This window comes from Amycolatopsis sp. CA-161197 (genome assembly GCF_050942255.1).
In the GTDB taxonomy this organism is placed as follows: domain Bacteria; phylum Actinomycetota; class Actinomycetes; order Mycobacteriales; family Pseudonocardiaceae; genus Amycolatopsis.
Window position 1 is genome coordinate 8,878,426 of sequence record NZ_CP192059.1, and the last position, 17,801, is coordinate 8,896,226.

General features: G+C 70.9%; 16 protein-coding genes. 8 read left to right on the forward strand and 8 right to left on the reverse strand.

Annotated elements, in window-relative coordinates:
* Nucleotides 1-38 precede the first annotated feature (38 nt).
* From ACQPXB_RS42055 to solA, 3 genes are all read left to right on the forward strand, one after another.
* A complete protein-coding gene (locus tag ACQPXB_RS42055; protein WP_366579740.1) occupies nucleotides 39-824 on the forward strand; it encodes an IclR family transcriptional regulator in 786 nt (261 codons plus the stop codon).
* Nucleotides 825-1,042: 218 nt separating this feature from the next.
* On the forward strand, nucleotides 1,043-3,337 hold the full coding sequence (locus ACQPXB_RS42060) for an FAD-dependent oxidoreductase (RefSeq protein WP_432847435.1): 2,295 nt from the start codon (nucleotides 1,043-1,045) through the stop codon (nucleotides 3,335-3,337).
* Complete coding sequence (gene solA, locus ACQPXB_RS42065) at nucleotides 3,334-4,464, forward strand: N-methyl-L-tryptophan oxidase (protein WP_432847437.1); 1,131 nt, start codon at nucleotides 3,334-3,336, stop codon at nucleotides 4,462-4,464. Before ACQPXB_RS42060 ends, solA begins: the two co-directional genes overlap by 4 nt.
* A 4-nt stretch (nucleotides 4,465-4,468) precedes the next feature.
* Here the strand turns inward: solA and ACQPXB_RS42070 are convergent, their stop codons facing one another.
* Both ACQPXB_RS42070 and ACQPXB_RS42075 read right to left on the reverse strand, forming a co-directional pair.
* Nucleotides 4,469-5,110, reverse strand: a complete 642-nt coding sequence (locus tag ACQPXB_RS42070) for a dTMP kinase (protein WP_432847439.1) — start codon at nucleotides 5,108-5,110, stop codon at nucleotides 4,469-4,471.
* A gap of 22 nt (nucleotides 5,111-5,132) precedes the next feature.
* On the reverse strand, nucleotides 5,133-6,158 hold the full coding sequence (locus tag ACQPXB_RS42075) for an aldo/keto reductase (protein ID WP_366579747.1): 1,026 nt from the start codon (nucleotides 6,156-6,158) through the stop codon (nucleotides 5,133-5,135).
* Between the two features lie 140 nt (nucleotides 6,159-6,298).
* On the opposite strand from ACQPXB_RS42075, the gene ACQPXB_RS42080 reads away from it, so the two are divergent.
* Together ACQPXB_RS42080 and ACQPXB_RS42085 are read left to right on the forward strand one after the other, a co-directional pair.
* Nucleotides 6,299-6,925, forward strand: coding sequence for a TetR/AcrR family transcriptional regulator (locus ACQPXB_RS42080; RefSeq protein ID WP_432847440.1), 627 nt, complete (start codon nucleotides 6,299-6,301; stop codon nucleotides 6,923-6,925).
* A 104-nt stretch (nucleotides 6,926-7,029) separates the two neighbouring features.
* A complete protein-coding gene (locus ACQPXB_RS42085; protein ID WP_432844786.1) occupies nucleotides 7,030-7,995 on the forward strand; it encodes an IS481 family transposase in 966 nt (321 codons plus the stop codon).
* A 13-nt stretch (nucleotides 7,996-8,008) separates the two neighbouring features.
* Here ACQPXB_RS42085 and ACQPXB_RS42090 read toward each other — a convergent pair whose 3' ends face one another.
* Nucleotides 8,009-8,275 carry a hypothetical protein gene (locus tag ACQPXB_RS42090; RefSeq protein ID WP_432847442.1) on the reverse strand — a complete coding sequence of 89 codons (267 nt, stop codon included), beginning with the start codon at nucleotides 8,273-8,275 and terminating at the stop codon, nucleotides 8,009-8,011.
* A 359-nt stretch (nucleotides 8,276-8,634) separates the two neighbouring features.
* Here ACQPXB_RS42090 and ACQPXB_RS42095 point away from each other — a divergent pair, with 359 nt between their 5' ends.
* Together ACQPXB_RS42095 and ACQPXB_RS42100 are read left to right on the forward strand one after the other, a co-directional pair.
* Nucleotides 8,635-9,627, forward strand: coding sequence for a hypothetical protein (locus tag ACQPXB_RS42095; RefSeq protein ID WP_285972627.1), 993 nt, complete (start codon nucleotides 8,635-8,637; stop codon nucleotides 9,625-9,627).
* A 95-nt stretch (nucleotides 9,628-9,722) separates the two neighbouring features.
* Nucleotides 9,723-10,019: a hypothetical protein gene (locus tag ACQPXB_RS42100; protein WP_366579753.1), complete on the forward strand. Its 297-nt coding sequence runs from the start codon at nucleotides 9,723-9,725 to the stop codon at nucleotides 10,017-10,019.
* A gap of 54 nt (nucleotides 10,020-10,073) precedes the next feature.
* Here ACQPXB_RS42100 and ACQPXB_RS42105 read toward each other — a convergent pair whose 3' ends face one another.
* From ACQPXB_RS42105 to ahcY, 3 genes are all read right to left on the reverse strand, one after another.
* A complete protein-coding gene (locus ACQPXB_RS42105) occupies nucleotides 10,074-10,256 on the reverse strand; it encodes a hypothetical protein (RefSeq protein ID WP_432847445.1) in 183 nt (60 codons plus the stop codon).
* 12 nt (nucleotides 10,257-10,268) lie between these two features.
* Nucleotides 10,269-10,907, reverse strand: coding sequence for an acetoacetate decarboxylase family protein (locus ACQPXB_RS42110; protein WP_432847447.1), 639 nt, complete (start codon nucleotides 10,905-10,907; stop codon nucleotides 10,269-10,271).
* Nucleotides 10,908-11,262: 355 nt separating this feature from the next.
* Nucleotides 11,263-12,735, reverse strand: coding sequence for an adenosylhomocysteinase (gene ahcY, locus ACQPXB_RS42115; RefSeq protein WP_432847449.1), 1,473 nt, complete (start codon nucleotides 12,733-12,735; stop codon nucleotides 11,263-11,265).
* Nucleotides 12,736-12,833: 98 nt separating this feature from the next.
* Here ahcY and ACQPXB_RS42120 point away from each other — a divergent pair, with 98 nt between their 5' ends.
* Nucleotides 12,834-15,107 (forward strand): hypothetical protein, encoded by a 2,274-nt coding sequence (locus tag ACQPXB_RS42120; protein ID WP_432857021.1) that lies wholly within the window; start codon nucleotides 12,834-12,836, stop codon nucleotides 15,105-15,107.
* 95 nt (nucleotides 15,108-15,202) lie between these two features.
* Here ACQPXB_RS42120 and ACQPXB_RS42125 read toward each other — a convergent pair whose 3' ends face one another.
* Both ACQPXB_RS42125 and ACQPXB_RS42130 read right to left on the reverse strand, forming a co-directional pair.
* Nucleotides 15,203-15,910: an LPXTG cell wall anchor domain-containing protein gene (locus tag ACQPXB_RS42125; protein WP_366579756.1), complete on the reverse strand. Its 708-nt coding sequence runs from the start codon at nucleotides 15,908-15,910 to the stop codon at nucleotides 15,203-15,205.
* Between the two features lie 334 nt (nucleotides 15,911-16,244).
* Nucleotides 16,245-17,795 carry an amino acid permease gene (locus tag ACQPXB_RS42130; RefSeq protein WP_432857024.1) on the reverse strand — a complete coding sequence of 517 codons (1,551 nt, stop codon included), beginning with the start codon at nucleotides 17,793-17,795 and terminating at the stop codon, nucleotides 16,245-16,247.
* Between the last annotated feature and the right edge of the window lie 6 nt (nucleotides 17,796-17,801).

Below are 17,801 nucleotides of genomic sequence, written 5' to 3' on the forward strand. Positions count from 1 at the left end.
AGCCGAACAGATCGCCGCCCAGCCGTTAGTGTTGCGCTATGCGGAACCAGGACTCGGGCAACGCAACGGGAAGCCAAGTTCAGTCGGTCGACCGCGCGATCAACGTGCTGGAACTGCTCGCGCGCAACGGGGAGTCGGGGATCACGGAGATCGCCGGTGAGCTCGGGGTACACAAGTCGACGGCGTCCCGGCTGCTGAGTGTCCTGGAACAGCACGGCCTTGTCGAGCAGCTGGGCGAGCGCGGGAAGTACGCGATCGGGTTCGGCATCGTCCGCCTCGCCGGCGCGGCGACCGGCCGCATGGACCTCGCGAAGCTCGGCCGCCAGACCTGCCAGGCGCTGGCCGAGGAGCTGGGCGAGACCGTGAACATCGCGATCGCCGACGACGGCGTGGCCATCAACATCAGCCAGGCCCGCGGCTCGGCCGCCATCACCACGCAGAACTGGACCGGGCAGCGCACGCCGCTGCACGCGACCTCCAGCGGCAAGGTGCTGCTGGCCGCGATGGGCGAGGCCGACCGCAAGCGCGTGCTCGGCCACGGCCTCGAGCAGTACACGCCGCGCACGACCGTGGACCCCGAGGAGCTCGAGTCGGAAGTCGAACGCGTGGCCGAGGACGGCTACGCGGCCTGCTTCGAGGAGCTGGAGCTCGGCATGCACGCCGTCGCGGTGCCGATCCACGGCCCGGGCGGCGAGGTCGTGGCGGCGATGAGCGCGTCGGGGCCGTCGTACCGGCTGTCGAAGCAGCGGATCAAGCAGATCGTGCGGCCGATGACCGAAGCGGCGAAAGAACTTTCGGCGCAACTGGGCTACTACGCCGGCTGACACTCCCCCGGCGTCGGATCGCCTCTGCCGGCGTCCGCGTTACGGGCTTCACCTGCCCGGGCGCAAGCGAAAAACCCCTTCCTCGCGCGGTCTTGACACGCGCCCCCGCGATCCCGCACTTTGTTGCAGAAGACGGAACACACACCCCCATCCGCAACCTGGCCCGTGCCCGGCGGGTCGTTCGGCGCGCCCGGTGAACCCCGGCCAGGAGGTACGCGATGGCAGCCCGACCGCGAGTGGTCGTCATCGGCGCCGGGCGGGTCGGCTGCGCGCTGGCCGACGAGCTCACCGAACGCGGCTGGACCGACGTCACGGTGCTGGAGCAGGGGCCGCTCTTAACCGCCGACGGACCGGGCCTCGTGCACCAGACCGACGCGGACCGCACGCTGACGGAGTTCGCGAAGTACACCGTGGCCAAGTACGGCTCGCTGACGCTGGAGGGCCGGTGGTGCTTCCAGCCCGTCGGCGGCCTGGAGCTCGCGACGACGCCGCAGCAGCTGGCGCAGCTGCAACGACGGCACGGCTGGGCGACGTCGTGGGGCGTGCGCGCGTACCTGCGCTCGCCGCGCGAATGCGCCGAGCTGCACCCGCTGCTGGACCCCGCGCAGATCCTCGGCGGCCTGCACACCCCGGGTGACGGCGTGGCGAAACCGCTGCGTGCCGCCGAGGCCCAGGCCCGGCGCGCGATCGACCGCGGCGCGCGGTTCCTGGCGGGACAGCGGGTCGTGGCCGTCGAACGCGGCGGCGGGCGCGTGACGGCCGTGCGCACCGAGACCGACCGGTTCCGCGCCGACGTCGTGGTGTCCTGCGCGGGGGTGGGCGCGCGGGCGATCGGGCGGCTGGTGGACCTGGCCGTGCCACTGGTGTCCTTGGCGCAGCACTACGCGCGCACCGTTGCGCTGCCCGCGCTCGCCGGTGACAACGATGACTTCACGGAGGCGGGCAAGCCGGTGCTGCGCCACGGCGGGCTGTCCGTGCGCGAGCACGTGGACCGCCTCGGCCTCGGCAGCACCGCGCCCCGCACGGCCGGGCCGTTCGCCCCCGCGGACTTCGAGCAGCCCTGGGCCGAGGCCGTGCGCCTGCTGCCCGCGCTGGCCGACGCGAAGGTCGAGGACGGCGTGACCAGCCTGGTCGCGGCCACCCCGGACGGCAAGCCGCTGCTCGGCGAGCACCCGGACCTCGACGGTTTCTGGGTCGCCGAGGCCGTGGCCTTCCCGCACGCCGCCGGCGTCGCACGGGAGGTGGTGCGGTGGCTCGTCGACGGGCAGCCCCGGCTCGACCTGCACGCGAGCGACCTCGCCCGGTTCGAGCGGGTGCAGCTCGCGCCGGACCACGTGCGGGACCGCGCGATCCGGACGTTCGCGGGCCCCCGGTCCGACCGGCCGCGGCCGCGGTTGCGCACGTCGCCGTTCTACGAGCGGCACGTCGCGTTGGGCGCGCGCTTCGCCGAAACCGGTGGCTGGGAACGCCCGGAATGGTTCTCCGCCAACGAAACCCTGCCCGAGCTGTCCCGCGTGCCGGCGTCGTCCGAACCGCGGACGGCGAGCGCCGAGGCGATCGTCGCGCGCGAGCGCGTGGCGGTGTTCGACCTGACGCCGGCGACCCGCCTGGAGGTCACCGGACCGGGTGCGCTGCCGTTCCTGCGGACGATGACCACCAACGAGCTCGGCCACGCGCCGGGCGCGGTCACCTACACGCTGCTGCTCGGCGAAGACGGCGGTGTCCGCAGCGATCTCACGGTGGCGAGCCTGGCCGCCGACCGGTTCCACATCGGGGCCAACAGCGCCCTCGACGTCGACTGGCTGCGCCGTCACCTGCCCGGCGACGGCACGGTGCAGATCCACGAAACCACGGCGGGCACGTGCTGTCTCGGCGTGTGGGGACCGCTCGCCGCGCGGGTGCTGGCCCCACTGTCCACAACGGAACTGCCGGCGGACGGCGCCGGCACCGCGTTCGTCGGCACCGTGCCGGTGCTCGTGCTGCGCCGGTCCGGTGATCCGGGCTGGGAGCTGCACACGAGCGCGGATCTGGGCCGGCTGCTGTGGGACACGCTGTGGGAAGCCGGACTGCCGCACGGGATCATCGCCGCCGGGCACCACGCGTTGTCGAGCCTGCGGCGGGAGGACGGCCGGCCCACCTGCGGCGTCGACTTCACCGCGGAGCACGATCCGTACGAGGCCGGGCTCGGGTTCGCCGTGCGGATGGACAAGGGCTACTTCCTCGGCCGTGACGCACTGCTCGGGCGCTCGGCCGCCACCGTCGGGCGCCGGCTGACGTCGCTGGTCACCGACGATCTGGTGCTGGGCAAGGAACCCGTGTACTTCGAGGGCCGGCCAGCGGGCTACGTGACGAGTGCGGCACGCGGCCACACCGTGGGCAAGAACCTCGCGTACGCGTGGCTTCCCGTCGAATGCGCGAAACCTGGTACACCGGTGGAGATCGAGTACTTCGGCCGGCGGGTGCCGGCGGTCGTGGATCCCGAAGGACCGAGCAGCACGAGGAGAACCGCTTGACGCACTACGACGTGATCGTGATCGGCCTCGGCGGCATGGGCAGCGCCGCGGCGTACCGGCTCGCACAGCGCGGACAACGGGTGCTCGGGATCGACCAGTTCGCGCCCGTGCACAACCTCGGCTCCAGCCACGGCGGTTCGCGCATCACGCGCCAGGCCTACCTCGAAGGCCCCGACTACGTGCCGTTGCTGCTGCGCGCCCACGAGCTGTGGGACGAGATCGAACGCGACACCGGCCGGCACCTGTTCACGCGCTGCGGCGGGCTGATGGCCGGACCGCCGGACTCGCGCACGATCACCGGCAGCGTGCTCTCGGCCGAGAAGTTCGACATCCCGCACGAGCTGCTCGACGCGGCGGAGATCCGCCGCCGCTTCCCGACGATGTCCCCGCGCGACGACGAGGTGGCGCTCTACGAGCCGGGCGCCGGGTTCGTGTCGCCGGAGGGCAGTGTCGCCGCGCACCTGCAGCTCGCCGCGCGCCACGGCGCCGAGCTGCACCACGAGGAGCAGGTGTTCACGTGGAGCACGTCGGAGTCGGGCGTACGCGTGGGGACCGCGTCGAGCTACTACACGGCTTCGCGGCTGGTGCTGTGCCCCGGCGCGTGGGCGCCTGCGCTGCTGGCCGACCTCGGGGTGGACTTCGAGGTGCAGCGGCAGGTGCAGTACTGGTTCGAACCGGCGGACGCGGCGCCGTTCGCGCCCGGCCGGCACCCGGTGTACCTGTGGGAAACCGAGCAGGGCGAACAGTTCTACGGCTTTCCCGCGCACTCACCGCAGGGCGTGAAGGTGGCTTCGCACCTCGCCGGCACGCCGTGCACGGCCGACACGATCGACCGCCGCGTGCACGACGACGAGGTGCGCGCCGTCACCGAGCTCGTCGGCTCGCGGCTGCCGGCGCTGGGCACGTTCCGCCGCGCCGCGACCTGCCTGTACACGAACACGCCCGACGAGGACTTCGTGATCGCGCGGCACCCGGCACACCCGCGGGTGGTCGTGGCGTGCGGGTTTTCGGGGCACGGCTTCAAGTTCGTGCCCGTGGTCGGCGAGATCGTGGCCGATCTGGTCGCCGACGGGAGCACGACGCACCCCATCGCCCTCTTCGACCCCGCGCGCTTCGACGAACGCTGATCGCTCAGGACAGCAGCGACTTGGCCAACGTCGGCAAGTCGACACCGGCCACCCCGTCGAGCACGTGCCACGGCGCGAGCCAGCCGGCCGCGGCCAGCTCGTCGTACACGGCGGCGCACCGCTGCTGCAGGGCGTCGTCGGATTCGAACGCGTCCCTCGCCCGCTCGCTGTCCGCGGCGGCCCGGCGGACGGCCCGTTCGGCGGCAACCTCCGGCGACACCCGCAGCAGCAGGTGCGCGTCGGGCCGCGGCAGCGCGAAGCGCTCGACCTCGATGCCCCACACCCAGCGCACCACGTCGCCGTCGGCGTTCTCGCGCAGGCGCGCGGCGGCGTACGCGGCGTTCGAGGCGACGTAGCGGTCGAGCAGCACCACGTCGTTGTCGGCCAGCAGCGCGCGGATCTCGTCGGCCGCGCCGCTGCGGTCGAGCGCGTAGAGCAGGGCCATGCCGTAGACGGAGTCGGCGAGGTCGCCGTGGCCGCGGTGCAGGGCCTCGCGCACGAGGTCCGCGTGGATGCTGCGGCCGTAACGCGGGAACGCCAGGCTGCCGACCCGCGCGCCCTCGCGTTCCAGCTCAGCGGTGAGCCCGTCCGCGAGGGTGCGCTTGCCGGCACCGTCCAGACCTTCGATCACGACCAGTCGCCCCACGGGGCTCACCCTAGGACAGGCGCTACCGGGCCAATGGCGGGGTGACGCCGTAGGACCAGTTGTGGTCCAGCGCGACCTCGCGCTCGCCGGTCACCGTCAGCGCGTCGAGCCGCTTCAGCTCGTCGCCGGTGAGCTCCAGCGAAGCGCCGCCGGCGTTCTCCGCCAGCCGGCCGACGTGCAGCGTGCCCGGGATCGGGACCACGTCCGGCGCCTGCGCCAGCAGCCACGCGAGGGCGACCTGGCCGGGCGCGGCGGCGTGGGCCGCGGCGATGTCGCGCACGACCTCCACGGCGGCGAGGTTCGCCTCGAACACCTCCCGCGCGAACCGCGGCATCTTGCGCCGGTAGTCGTTCTCCGGCAGGTCGTCGAACGAGGTGAGCTTGCCCGTGAGCATCCCGCGGCCCAGCGGGCTGTACGGGACGACGCTGATGCCGAGCTCGCGGCACAGCGGGAACACCTCGTCCTCGATGTCGCGCGACCACAGCGACCACTCGGTCTGCACGGCGGTGATCGGGTGCACGGCGTGCGCGCGGCGGATCGTGTCGGGCGCGGCCTCGCTCAGCCCGAGGTACCGGACCTTGCCCTCCGCCACGAGCTCGGCCATCGCGCCGACGGTCTCCTCGATGGGCGTGTCCGGGTCGACGCGGTGCTGGTAGTACAGGTCGACGTGGTCGGTGTCCAGCCTGGTCAGCGACCGCTCGATGCGTTCGCGGACGTACTCCGGACGGCCGTTGATGATCGCCGGAGCGCCGTCGAACGGACCGCGGACGATGCCGAACTTGGTGGCCAGCACGACCGAGTCGCGGCGGCGCGCGATCGCCTTGCCGATGGCCTCCTCGCTGGCGCCGTAGATGTCGGAGGTGTCGACCAGGGTGACGCCGAGGTCCAGCGCGCGGCCGATGAGGGCGTCGGCGGTGTCGTCGGTGGCGTGGTCCTCGGCCTGTCCGTACGGACGGGCGAAGCCCATCGCGCCGTAACCGACGGCGCCGACGGCGGGACCGCTCGAACCGAGCCGGCGCTGGGGAATGGGGCCCTGGGAAGCAGGCATGGAAGGAATCCTTAGTCGCGGTGGTTGCTCTCGTCGGTGCAGCTAAGTCCGCACCTGTGGACCACAATAAGTCCACGAGTGCGGACTTAGCAACCCGCACGTGCCCCGGAACCGGGGACCAGGCTCGTACGCTGGCGACCATGAGTCCTGATCCGACGCCGAAGCGCCGGGACCCCGTGGCCACCCGGGCGGCGATCCTGAGCGCCGCCCGCAAGGCGTTCACCGAGCACGGCTACGACGGCGCCGGCGTCCGCGAGATCGCCCGCGCCGCCGACGTGGACGCGCGGCTGATCGGCAAGTACTTCGGGTCGAAGGAAGGGCTCTTCGCCGAGGTCGTCGAAGTCGCGTTCGAGAAGTCGATGATGATGACGCCCGAGCTCAACGCCGAGGCGGCGCGAGCCCTGCTGACCGGCGACGACCCGCACGCGTCCGACGGGATGCTGCTCACCCTGCGCTCGGTCGCCAACCCGCGCGCAGCGGAGATCATGCGCGCGAGCATCGAGCGCAACTACCAGGCCCGGCTCGCCGACGCGCTGCCCGGCACCGACGCGACCGCTCGCTCCGCGCTGCTGATCGCCATCTGCGCCGGGACACTGCTCAACCGCATGCTGCTGGGCTCGACCGTGCTCACGGGCCCCGACGCCGAAGGCCTGATCCCCTACCTGCACGCGGCGCTGGACGCCGTGGCCGTCGCGCCGGACGAGCCGGTGGTCGACCGGCGGCCCGGCGGGAGGGACGGCACCGCCGGGCCGGCCGGTACGCCCTAGGTGTATTTGGCCAGGACGTTGGTAGCGGAAGGTTCTGGTTGACGTGGGGAGAACCTCCGGTTGAGGTGTGGCTTGTCTAGGACCCACGTCAACCGGAGGCTCTCGTGTCTCACCGTAACGCCCGGACCACGTTCCTGGGCAGGTTGCTGATCGTCCAGCGTCACCACGCGGGCTGGCCCCAAGCCCACATCGCCGCCGCGATGGGTATCTCCCGTAAATGCGTGAAGACCTGGCTGGAGCGTTACGCCACCGAAGGCGAACCCGGGCTGCGGGACCGATCCTCACGCCCGTACACCTCTCCCCGGCAAACCTCCAGCGAGGTCGAACAGCAGATCATCACCTTGCGGCAGCGTGAACGCCGCGGCCCGGCCTGGCTAGGCCACGAACTCGGTGTCCCGACACGGACGGTGTCACGGGTGCTGGCCCGCCACCAGATCCCGCGGCTGGCCGCATTGGACCCGATCACCGGACTGGTGATCCGGGCCAGCAAGACCACAGCCGTGCGCTACGAACGCGACCGGCCCGGCGAACTGGTCCACATGGACATCAAGAAGATCGGCCGCATCCCCGACGGCGGCGGCTGGCGAGCCCACGGCCGGGCCCAGCGGGAAGCCACCCGCGACCGCAGCACCAAGATCGGATACGACTACGTCCACTCCCTGGTCGATGACCACTCCCGGCTGGCTTACTCCGAAATCCTCGCGGACGAGAAAGGCCCGACCTGCGCCGGCTTCCTCGCCCGGGCGATCACCTACTTCGCCGACCACGGCATCACCCGCATCGAGCGGCTGATGACCGATAACGCCTGGGCCTACCGCTGGTCCCTACGCGAGATCTGCGCCCGCCACGGCATCCGGCAAAAGTTCATCAAACCGCACTGCCCCTGGCAGAACGGCAAAGTCGAACGCCTCAACCGGACCCTGCAAACCGAATGGGCCTACCGCCAGGCCTTCACCAGCAACACCGACCGCACCGCAGCCCTTGCACCCTGGCTCCAGCACTACAACACTCAACGCCGCCACAGCGCACTCGGCGGGCATCCACCCACCAGTCGACTGCCACCAACCTGACGGCCGAATACACCTAGGCGGCCTGGCGCCGCGAGTGCAGCAGGTAGCCCCCGCCGCCGGTGAGCAGCAGGCCCGCGAGGATGAGCAGCGGCAGCCAGCCGGAGTCGTGGTCTTCGGGCGGCGGGGTGTCGCCGCGCGGCAGGACGTCGGCGACGAGCCGGACGGCACGCGCCTCGCCGGTGGCCGACTGCGGGACGAGGTGGGCGTTGCCGACGCCGGAGGGCTGCGCCGCGCTCGCGCCCGGTGCCGACGTCAGCAACGCCGTGCCGACGAGCACCACGAGCGCCAGAACCCGGCCTGTGGTGCGTACTCTCTCGATCCGGACCCGGCCACGGTGGACGGCGGCCCGGACGGTGACGAGTGACTGCTTGACGAACACCGGCACGGAACCTCCCCACCCCACGATGTGCCCCTCGGTCGTCACAACGGTGAACAGTGCGGTCACGCGGAGCAAGATGCTCTTCCGGTGATCAACGCGTTCCGGGTCAGTTCTGGAACACGGAATGGGCACCCTTGCGTGGCCAACCACCCCGAACGGGGGTCGGAGCGGCTACCGTGCGCTGCTAACGTGAACGTTCCGCGGTGTTCACGGCCGGCGCACGCAGTGATCTCCACACTGGTCTGGTGAAGGGACAAGCGGTGTCTCGAGACGGGGAAGGCGCACTGATCATCGAACCTGTTCGCCGTGGCTCGGGCGACCTGCCCGCCGAGCTGGCCGACGCGTTGCGCACCGGCGAGTTCCACCACGCCCTGCGCACGGCCATCTCGCACCGGGGACTGTCACTGGCCCGCCTGCGCGCCCACCTGGCGCTGCGCGGTGTCCAGATTGGACAGTCGACGCTCAGCTACTGGCAGCGTGGGCTGCGCCAGCCCGAAGTGCCCAAGGCGTTGCCGGCCGTGCGCGCGCTGGAGTCGGTGCTGCAGCTGCCGGCCGACTCGCTCGTGGTGCTGATCGGCCCGCGCACCGCCCGCCCGCGCGGGCACCAGGCCGCGGTGTCGTTCCACGACCTGCGCTCGGGCGACATGGGTTCGATCGTCGACCAGCTGCTCACCGACCTGGGCGTGCTGCCCTCGTCGAACCACTCCAACGCCGACCTGGAGCTGCTCTCGGTCCACGACCGGATCACGGTCGACGAGCGCCGCCGACAGGTCAGCATCCGCACGCGCCTGGTCACGCGCGCCCGGCGGCACGGCCCCGATCGCTACGTGACCGTGTACAACGGCGACCCGGGCTGCAAGATCGACGACGTCGAGCTGATCACCGCCGAGGGCTGCCGCGTCGGGCGGATCCGGCGCCACCCCGGCGGCGAGACGATGGCGACCGAGCTGCTCTTCGACCGCAAACTCGGCGAAGGCGACATCCACGTTTTCTGCTTCGAGGTGCGCGACGACTCCAGCGCGTTGTTCCCCGGCTACTACCGCATGCTGCGCGACCAGGCCGCGAGCTACCTGCTGCAGCTGCAGTTCGCGCCCACCGCGATGCCCGCCCGCTGCACCCGCCAGGTCCGGGCCCGCGACGACGCCCTGCCCGTCGAGGCCGAAGAGCTCCCGCTCGACACGGGTGGCGTGACGAGCGGCTACTTCCGCGACGCGGGACCGGGGCTGGCGGGCATCGCCGTCGAGTGGAACTGAGCTCTCCGGTGAACAACGGGGCCCCGACCTGCGTTGACGGGCCCCGGTGCCACGCGCACGATGAGTTTTCGGGGCAGCCTCACCAGGAGCCGAAAATGAGTTTCGTACAAGTCATCGAGTTCAAGACCACGCACCCGGACGAGCTGAACGAGCTCATGGACGAGTGGAAAACCGCGACACAGGGCACTCGCACCGCCACCCACGCGGTGGTGATGAGCGACCGCGACAACCCCGGGACGTACATGGAGTTCGTCGAGTTCCCGTCGTACGAAGAGGCGATGCGGAACTCGGAGCTGCCGGCGACCGCCAAGATCGCCGAGCGCATGGGCAAGCTGTGCGACGAACCGCCGGTGTTCCACAACCTCGAGGTGATGCGGGACGAACGGCTCTGAGCGGCCGGGCGCCACGCGGGCGACCCGGCCGCGACCTCGTCAGAGGTGATCAGGTCAGAGGATGATCAGATCCGTGACGCTGTAGGACAACGAGCCGCGGAAGCCCGCGCCGGTGCGCTGCGGTGCCAGGTCGGCCAGTTCCTCGGCCTGGGCCGGGAAGAACGACAGCTCGCCGGTGCCGGTCCACGTGCCGGCCACCTGCGGAGTGTCCAAAACGGACTGCGTCAGCTCGTGCACGGCGGGGTTCTGTTACTGCCCGGCCGAAAGCCGCGGGAAGTGGCGCAGGTTCACGATCGGCCGCCCGAGCGCCGGGATGGTCGGCGCGGTCTTCTCCAGCGTCACGCGGGCCTCGGCCAGCTGCCGGCCGTTCGACGACAGCGTGGCCCCGAACCGGCCGTCGGGGCCGACCACCGGGCCGGCCTGGCTCGGCACGCCGAACGCCCGGGTCTGGTGCACGGCCCCGATCTTCTTCGGGAAGCCCTGGATCCAGCCACGGGCCAAGGCCTCGTCGTTGTCCACGTAGATGAACGGGCACCACGCCACCGGCGAACCCTTGTGCACGGCGTCGAGCAGCACGAGGAACTCGCTGTACTGGCTGCGCACCGGGTCGAGGTACTCGTTGTCGCTGGCGGAAAACTGCCAGTCGATGAACAGCGCGTAGCCGTGCCCCGAACTCGCCGGGTCCGGGTCCAGCCCGGTCGGCAGCGACGCGGCGGCCGCGGCCGGCGTGGTCCAGAACTCGACGCCGACCACGTCACCCACGTAGTGCCACGGCGGCGTCGGCGCGAGGTTGGCCACCCCGCGAGCGCTGAGCGGATAGCTGTAGCCCTTGAGCCGTTCGTTCACCGGTGTGGTCGTGGCGCCCTCGGCGAACGCGGGGGTGCTCATCGCCCCCGCCGCCACCGCGGCCAGCCCTCCGGCGATTACCCCTCTTCGGCCCACTTCTCCTGCGGACAAGGCAGATCCCCTTCACTTCGACAATCCCCCGGCCGTCGTACGCGGCCGCTCCTCTCCGAAGGAACCACGGGATTGCGCCGAAGGGGGACGGATGCGCGGAGGCCGGAGCCCAGGAGGCAGACCCGGGGCGGATCTTCGGGCACATCGGACGTCGTGGACTTGTCCTCGGCGAACCGGAGTGCACCGCGCGGTGGTCCGAGCCACCTGGGTGTCCACTGTGGAGAGCAGGAACGCCGAAGCGGCGCCCGGGAGACACCCCGGACGCCGCTTCGGCCGTGCGGAAAGCTCAGTAGCGGTAGTGGTCCGACTTGAACGGGCCTTCCACGTCCACGTCGATGTACTCCGCCTGCTCCTTGGTGAGCTTGGTCAGCTCGCCGCCCAGCGCCTCGAGGTGGATGCGTGCCACCTTCTCGTCGAGCTTCTTGGGGAGGCGGAACACCTCCTTGTCGTACTCCTCGTGCTTGGTGAAGAGCTCGATCTGCGCGATGACCTGGTTCGAGAAGCTGTTCGACATCACGAACGACGGGTGCCCGGTCGCGTTGCCGAGGTTGAGCAGCCGACCCTCGGACAGCACGATGATCGTGTTGCCGTTCGGGAACACCCACTCGTCGACCTGCGGCTTGATGTTGATCCGGTGGATGCCCGGGTAGCGCGCGAGGCCGGCCATGTCGAGCTCGTTGTCGAAGTGGCCGATGTTGCCGACGATCGCCTGGTGCTTCATCTTCGCCATGTGCTCGACCATCACCACGTTCTTGTTGCCGGTGGTGGTGATCACGATGTCGGCCTCGCCGAGCACGTTCTCGAGCTTCTTGACCTGGAAGCCGTCCATCGCCGCCTGCAGCGCGCAGATCGGGTCGATCTCGGTCACGATCACGCGCGCGCCCTGGCCGCGCAGCGACTCCGCCGCGCCCTTGCCGACGTCGCCGTAACCGCAGACCACGGCGACCTTGCCGCCGATCAGCACGTCGGTGCCGCGGTTGATGCCGTCGATCAGCGAGTGGCGGATGCCGTAGCGGTTGTCGAACTTCGACTTGGTCACGGCGTCGTTCACGTTGATCGCCGGGAACAGCAGCTCACCCGCGGCGGCCAGCTGGTAGAGCCGCAGCACGCCGGTGGTGGTCTCCTCGGTGACGCCGCGGACGCCCTCGCCGATGGTGGTCCACTTGGAGGAGTCCGCCGCGACGGAAGCGCGCAGCAGCTCCAGGAAGACCTTCCACTCGTCGGGGTCCTCGTCGTCGGCGGGCGGCACGACGCCGGCCTTCTCGTACTCGGTGCCCTTGTGCACGAGCATGGTGGCGTCACCGCCGTCGTCGAGGATCATGTTCGGACCCTCGCCGTCCCAGGTGAGCATCTTCTCGGTGCACCACCAGTACTCCTCCAGCGACTCGCCCTTCCAGGCGAACACCGGCACACCCTTCGGCTCCTCGGTGGTGCCGTGCGGGCCGACGACCACGGCGGCGGCCGCGTGGTCCTGCGTGGAGAAGATGTTGCACGAGGCCCAGCGGACCTCGGCACCCAGCGCCACCAGCGTCTCGATGAGCACGGCGGTCTGCACCGTCATGTGCAGCGACCCGGAGATCCGCGCACCCCGCAGGGGGTAGACCTCGGCGTACTCACGGCGCAGCGACATCAGGCCCGGCATCTCGTGCTCGGCGAGGCGGATCTCCTTGCGGCCGAACTCGGCGGCCTCGAGGTCGGCGACGGCGAACTCGAGGCCGCCCCGGGTGTCGTGCCGCTTGGCAACGCTTTCGGGGGTCATAGTGCGGTTCCTCCAAGGATTGATGGCATCTGAACAGTACCGTTGTCGGCTTGACGTCCCCCCGACCGGCTTAGGAGACCCTTACCGTGCCCGCCCCGCTGCCCGGCCCCGACACCCGCATCGTCGAGCTCAGGGTGGCCGGACTCGCGGGCACGAGCGGCGAGACGCTGCTCGACGCGGTGTCCACCGTCGACGTCGCCGGCGACGGGGTCGGCCGGGTCGTGCGCCCGGCGGACCGGCTGCGGCGCCCGGCCCCCGGTCCGATGGTGCCCGCGCTGGGCCGCTCCATCCCACGCACGCTCGAAGGATACCTGTGGAGCCGCATGACCTCGGGCGGCGCCGCCAAGGCCACGTGGGCGCTGCTGTTCCCGTTCTCACTGGCCAACGTCGCGTTCTGGATGCTGCCGCCGGTGCACCGCGCCCGGTGGCTCGGCGGCCTGTGCCGCGGGCTGCTGCGCGTGGTCGCGGTGCTGCTCACGATGCTGCTGATCGGGCAGGTCGCCGTGACCGTGCTCGACCTGTTCGCCACGCAGTGCCTCGCGCCGGGCAGCGGCTGCCTGCCGTGGGCGCCCTCGTGGCTGCGCTCGGACGCGGCGCGGCTGACGATCGGGGTCGCCGTGCTGTTCGCCGTGGTGGTCCTGCTGCACCGGGTCTCGTCGTCGAACTGGCAGGTCAAGGCCCCTGAACCCCGTGCCCGGCGCGGCTCGCCGCTGCAGCTGCTCGCCGACCCGGAGGCGCCCGGGATGTCCGCGACGCACACAGTCGCGGCCCTGGCCTGCGTCGCGTTGCTGCTGCTCGGCGGACCATTGCACGTGCCCGAGGACGTGCCCCGGCTGATCGGCTGGATCTGCGTGCTGGGGCTGGTGGTCGCGGTGATCGTCGGTGCGGCGATCGGGAGCGACCCCGGCCGCGTCGCGCGGCGCACGTTGATGACCTTCGCCGCGGCGCTCGTGATTTTCGCGGCCGTGCTCGCCGCGCCACTGCCCGCGCGCGGCGGCCTGCGCGGCACCGACGGCACGGTCGAAGGACTCGGCGCGGCGCTGCTCGCGATCACCATTCTGTTCGCGCTGGCCCTCGTGCCGATGGCGCTGCTCGCGCGAACGACGTGGAAGACGCGGCCGAAACGGCTGCGTCCGTGGCTCGGCGGCTGGGCGGCGGCACCGGTGGTCGCGCTCGCGGGCCTGCTCGGCGGCGGCTTCGGCGCCGGGCTGGCCATCGCCGTGCGCCGGCTGCTGGGCACGGGCGGGCTGCGGCTGCCCGACACCTACGAGCTGATCACCGTGCTGTGGGGCGCCGGGCTCGCGTTGATCGCGGTGCTCGCCGTGGCCGGTTACGCGATCGCGGTGCCGCTGCGCCGGCGGCGCCGCGGGATCCCGGCGCTGGTCGAACTGGTGCAGCTCGACGCGAAGCAGGAGCAGGCCGCGGCCCGCGCGTGGGCCCGCTCGGCGTGGGAACGCCGGCACCTGCACCAGCTGGCGATGATCGTGGCCATCGGGCTCGGCGTCGCGGGGCTCGCGTTGCTGGTGGTGCGTTTCGGCTTCGACCTGCGGCCCTCGTGGTTCACACCGGTGTCGGCCGTCGGCGTGTTCGCGCTCGGCGGCTTCGCGCTCGGCCTGCTGCGGGTGGTCTACTCCGCGGCGCGCACGCCGGAACGCAACCGGCACCTCGGTGCACTGGCGGACCTCGTGTCCTTCTGGCCGCGCGCGGCACACCCGACCGTGCCACCGTGTTACGCGCTGAAGGTCGTGCCCGAGCTGGCCGAACGCGTCAAGGAGCACCTCGCCGAACCGGGCACGCGCGTGGTCCTGTCGGGACAGAACCTCGGCAGCCTGCTCACCGTGCTCACGGCCGCGCGCCTGTTCACGGAGCTGACCCCCGACGAACGCGACCGCGTCGGCCTGCTCACCGCGGGGTCGCCCCTGCAGTGGGGTTACCAGCGCGCGTTCCCCGCGGTGCTGCCGCAGGATGCGCTCGCGACGCTGTTCGGCGACCTCGACGGCCGCTGGCGCGCGCTGTGCCGCGGTACGGACATCTTCGGCGGCGGCGTCACGACCTGGCGGCACAACGTCTCCGGCCGCCACCTCATCGGCGACGGCTACCGGCCCGAAGGCGGCTCGGGCCCGCTCGAAGCGACGCCCGAGGAGTCCGGCGTGCTCGTGCTCGGCGGCGACCACTGGCTGCCCGACCCGCTGCGCGCGCCCGACGGCCGCCACCGCTGGGCCCCGGGCGTGCTCAAGCACACCGACTACCTGGCCGACGCCGAGTGGGACCAGGCGGTGGCGATGGCCGCGGGGCTCGGCCGCGCGAGCGGGCGCTCGCGGCTGCTGGGCGAACAAGGCTCGCTGTTCGGCGATCTGCCGCGGCCGCGTTAGAAACCCTTGCACCGTAACGAAAAGACCGGAGGGCAACCACACCCGTGGGCAAACGGGCGTGGCTCCCCTCCGGTTTCAGGAACCCGAAATGCAGGTCAGTTGGCGCTGCGGCGACGGAACTTCAGCAGCGCGAGCAGGCCACCACCGACGACGAGCAGCGCCGCGGCGATGTAGATCAGCCACGCGTTGTCGAAGCCCGTGTTGGCGAGCTGGCCGCCGGTGCCACCGGTCTCGTTGCCGGCCGGGGCGGCGGCGACGGCGGTGGTGCTGGTCGGGGCCTCGGTCGCGGCGTGCGACGTGGTCGGGACCGCGGGGGACTCGGTCTCGGTCGGCTGCGTGGTCGGGGTCTCCGACGGCTTGGTCGGCTGCGTCGACTCCGGCGCGGTCTTCGTGCCGCAGGCGTACCAGCTGTCGATCTTCGGCTGGCTGCCGTTGTAGTTGTGCGGCGCGATGAGGTTGTTCCAGGGCAGGTCCTTGGTCAGGTTCTTCTTGCCCGGGACGTACACCGCGTAGCCGTCGTCGCCGCCGGCGACGACGAGCGCCTCGACCTTGACGCCTTCCTTGGTGGCGGTGATGTTGAGCGACTTGCTCTTGTCGCCGCCGGTGAACGTGAAGTCACCCTGGTCGAGCTTCTTGCCGCTGACACCCTTGATCTGGGAGCAGTCGGGGGCGTGGCCCTGGATCGGGTTCGCGCGGCCGTCGTCGGAGGTGCACGCGAGGGCGGACGTCGCGGTGCCCAGCAGGGCGAGTCCGGCCACCGCGGCGACCGTGAAACCCGCACGCAGTCTGGTGATGGTGGGCATTCAGTGAACTCCTGTACCGAACGGGGGATACCTAGAGAAGATCAGTGCACTCCCAGTGAGGATCGAAACCACTTACCGCATGAATCACACACGAGTGATTAACCCGTCAGAGGGAAGCCGAGGCGGACGGTATCGCAAACGGCTCACTCGCTCACCCTGCGTTCGAGACGTGATCCAAACCGAGATATCGACGTTACCCTTGCGTGATCATTCTGACTTAGGTGACAACTCGGCCACATCACGCAACCTTCCCGAGCCTCGGTGAATGCCCAGGTCAGGGACGCAAAACGGCCCGCCACCCCGAGTGGGACGGCGGGCCGTTGCGGGCAGTGGTTCAGTCCTCTGAAGACGCCGGCGACTCCGGCGAAGCGGACTTCGCGACCGGTTCCTCCCCCGCGGCGATCCGCTTGCCGAGCAGCGAGTGGCGCCGGCTGTAGACGAAGTAGATGACGACCCCGACGACCATCCAGACCACGAACCGCAGCCAGGTCAGCACCGTCAGGTTCAGCATCAGCCACAGGCACGCGAGGATCGCCAGGATCGGGATCAGCGGCACCGCGGGCACGCGGAAAGCGCGCGGCAGGTCCGGTCGCGTCCGGCGCAGCACCAGCACCCCCGCCGAAACGAGGATGAACGCGAACAGCGTGCCGACGTTCACCATCTCCTCGAGCTTGTCGGCCGGGAAGAACGTGGCCGCCACGACCACCAGGCCGCCGACGAGCAGCGTCGCGCGCTTCGGGGTGCCGTGGCCGCCGGTCTTGGCCAGCCCGCGCGGCATCAGGCCGTCGCGCGACATCGCGAAGATGATCCGCACCTGGCCGAGCATCAGCACCATGACCACGGTCGTGAGGCCGGCGAGCGCGCCGACGGAGATGATGTTCGCGGCCCAATCGACACCGTTGACGGAGAAGGCCGTGGCGAGCGTCTTGTGGCTGCCGTCGCCCGCCTCGGTCGCCAAGTCGGCGTAGGGCACCATGCCGACGACCACGAGCGACACGGCCACGTACAGCACCGTGACGATGGCCAGCGAGCCGAAGATGCCGCGCGGCACGGACTTCTGCGGGTTGCGCGTCTCCTCCGCGGTGGTGGCCACGATGTCGAACCCGATGAACGCGAAGAACACCAGCGACGCACCGGCCAGCAGACCGAAGATGCCGAACACGCTGCCGCCGCCACCCAGGATCACCGAGAACAGCGACTGGTCGACCCCGCTGTCGCCCGGGCTGCCGGGCTTGGCCTCCGGGATGAACGGCGTGTAGTTCGCGCCCTTGATGTAGAAGACGCCGAGGATGATCACGAAAAGCACCACGGCGACCTTGATCCCCGTGATCACCATGGAGAACCGCGAAGACAGCTTCGTGCCGATGGCCAGCAGCGTCGTCAACGCGACCACGACCACCAGCGCACCCCAGTCGATGGTGACCCAGCCGAGGTCGATCGTGGTCTTGGCGCCCTCGCCGAAGAGGTAGCCGAGCACGGTCTCGAGGTAGACCGACCAGCCCTTCGACACCGCCGCCGCGCCCACGGCCAGCTCCAGGATCAGGTCCCAGCCGATGATCCACGCCATGAACTCACCGAACGTGGCGTAGGAGAACGTGTACGCGCTGCCCGCGACCGGCACGGTCGAGGCGAACTCGGCGTAACACAGCGCCGCCAGGGCACACGCGACCGCGGCGCACACGAACGCGACCGACACCGACGGGCCGGAGAAGTCACCCGCCGTGCGCGCGGTGAGTGTGAAGATGCCCGCGCCGATGACGACCGCGACACCGAACACGGTCAGATCCCAAGCGCCCAGGTTTCTTCGGAGCTTGGTCTCGGGCTCGTCGGTGTCCGCGATGGACTGCTCGATCGACTTCGTGCGCCACAAACCCTGCCCGGGCACAGCGAC

Bases quoted from the DNA above. Each gene is read 5' to 3' on its own strand.
- ACQPXB_RS42075 (WP_366579747.1), bottom strand. From the start codon at position 6,158: ATGCCTGCTTCCCAGGGCCCCATTCCCCAGCGCCGGCTCGGTTCGAGC.
- ahcY (WP_432847449.1), bottom strand. From the start codon at position 12,735: ATGACCCCCGAAAGCGTTGCCAAGCGGCACGACACCCGGGGCGGCCTC.
- ACQPXB_RS42055 (WP_366579740.1), top strand. From the start codon at position 39: ATGCGGAACCAGGACTCGGGCAACGCAACGGGAAGCCAAGTTCAGTCG.
- ACQPXB_RS42080 (WP_432847440.1), top strand. From the start codon at position 6,299: ATGAGTCCTGATCCGACGCCGAAGCGCCGGGACCCCGTGGCCACCCGG.
- ACQPXB_RS42100 (WP_366579753.1), top strand. From the start codon at position 9,723: ATGAGTTTCGTACAAGTCATCGAGTTCAAGACCACGCACCCGGACGAG.
- ACQPXB_RS42110 (WP_432847447.1), bottom strand. From the start codon at position 10,907: ATGAGCACCCCCGCGTTCGCCGAGGGCGCCACGACCACACCGGTGAAC.
- ACQPXB_RS42125 (WP_366579756.1), bottom strand. From the start codon at position 15,910: ATGCCCACCATCACCAGACTGCGTGCGGGTTTCACGGTCGCCGCGGTG.
- ACQPXB_RS42060 (WP_432847435.1), top strand. From the start codon at position 1,043: ATGGCAGCCCGACCGCGAGTGGTCGTCATCGGCGCCGGGCGGGTCGGC.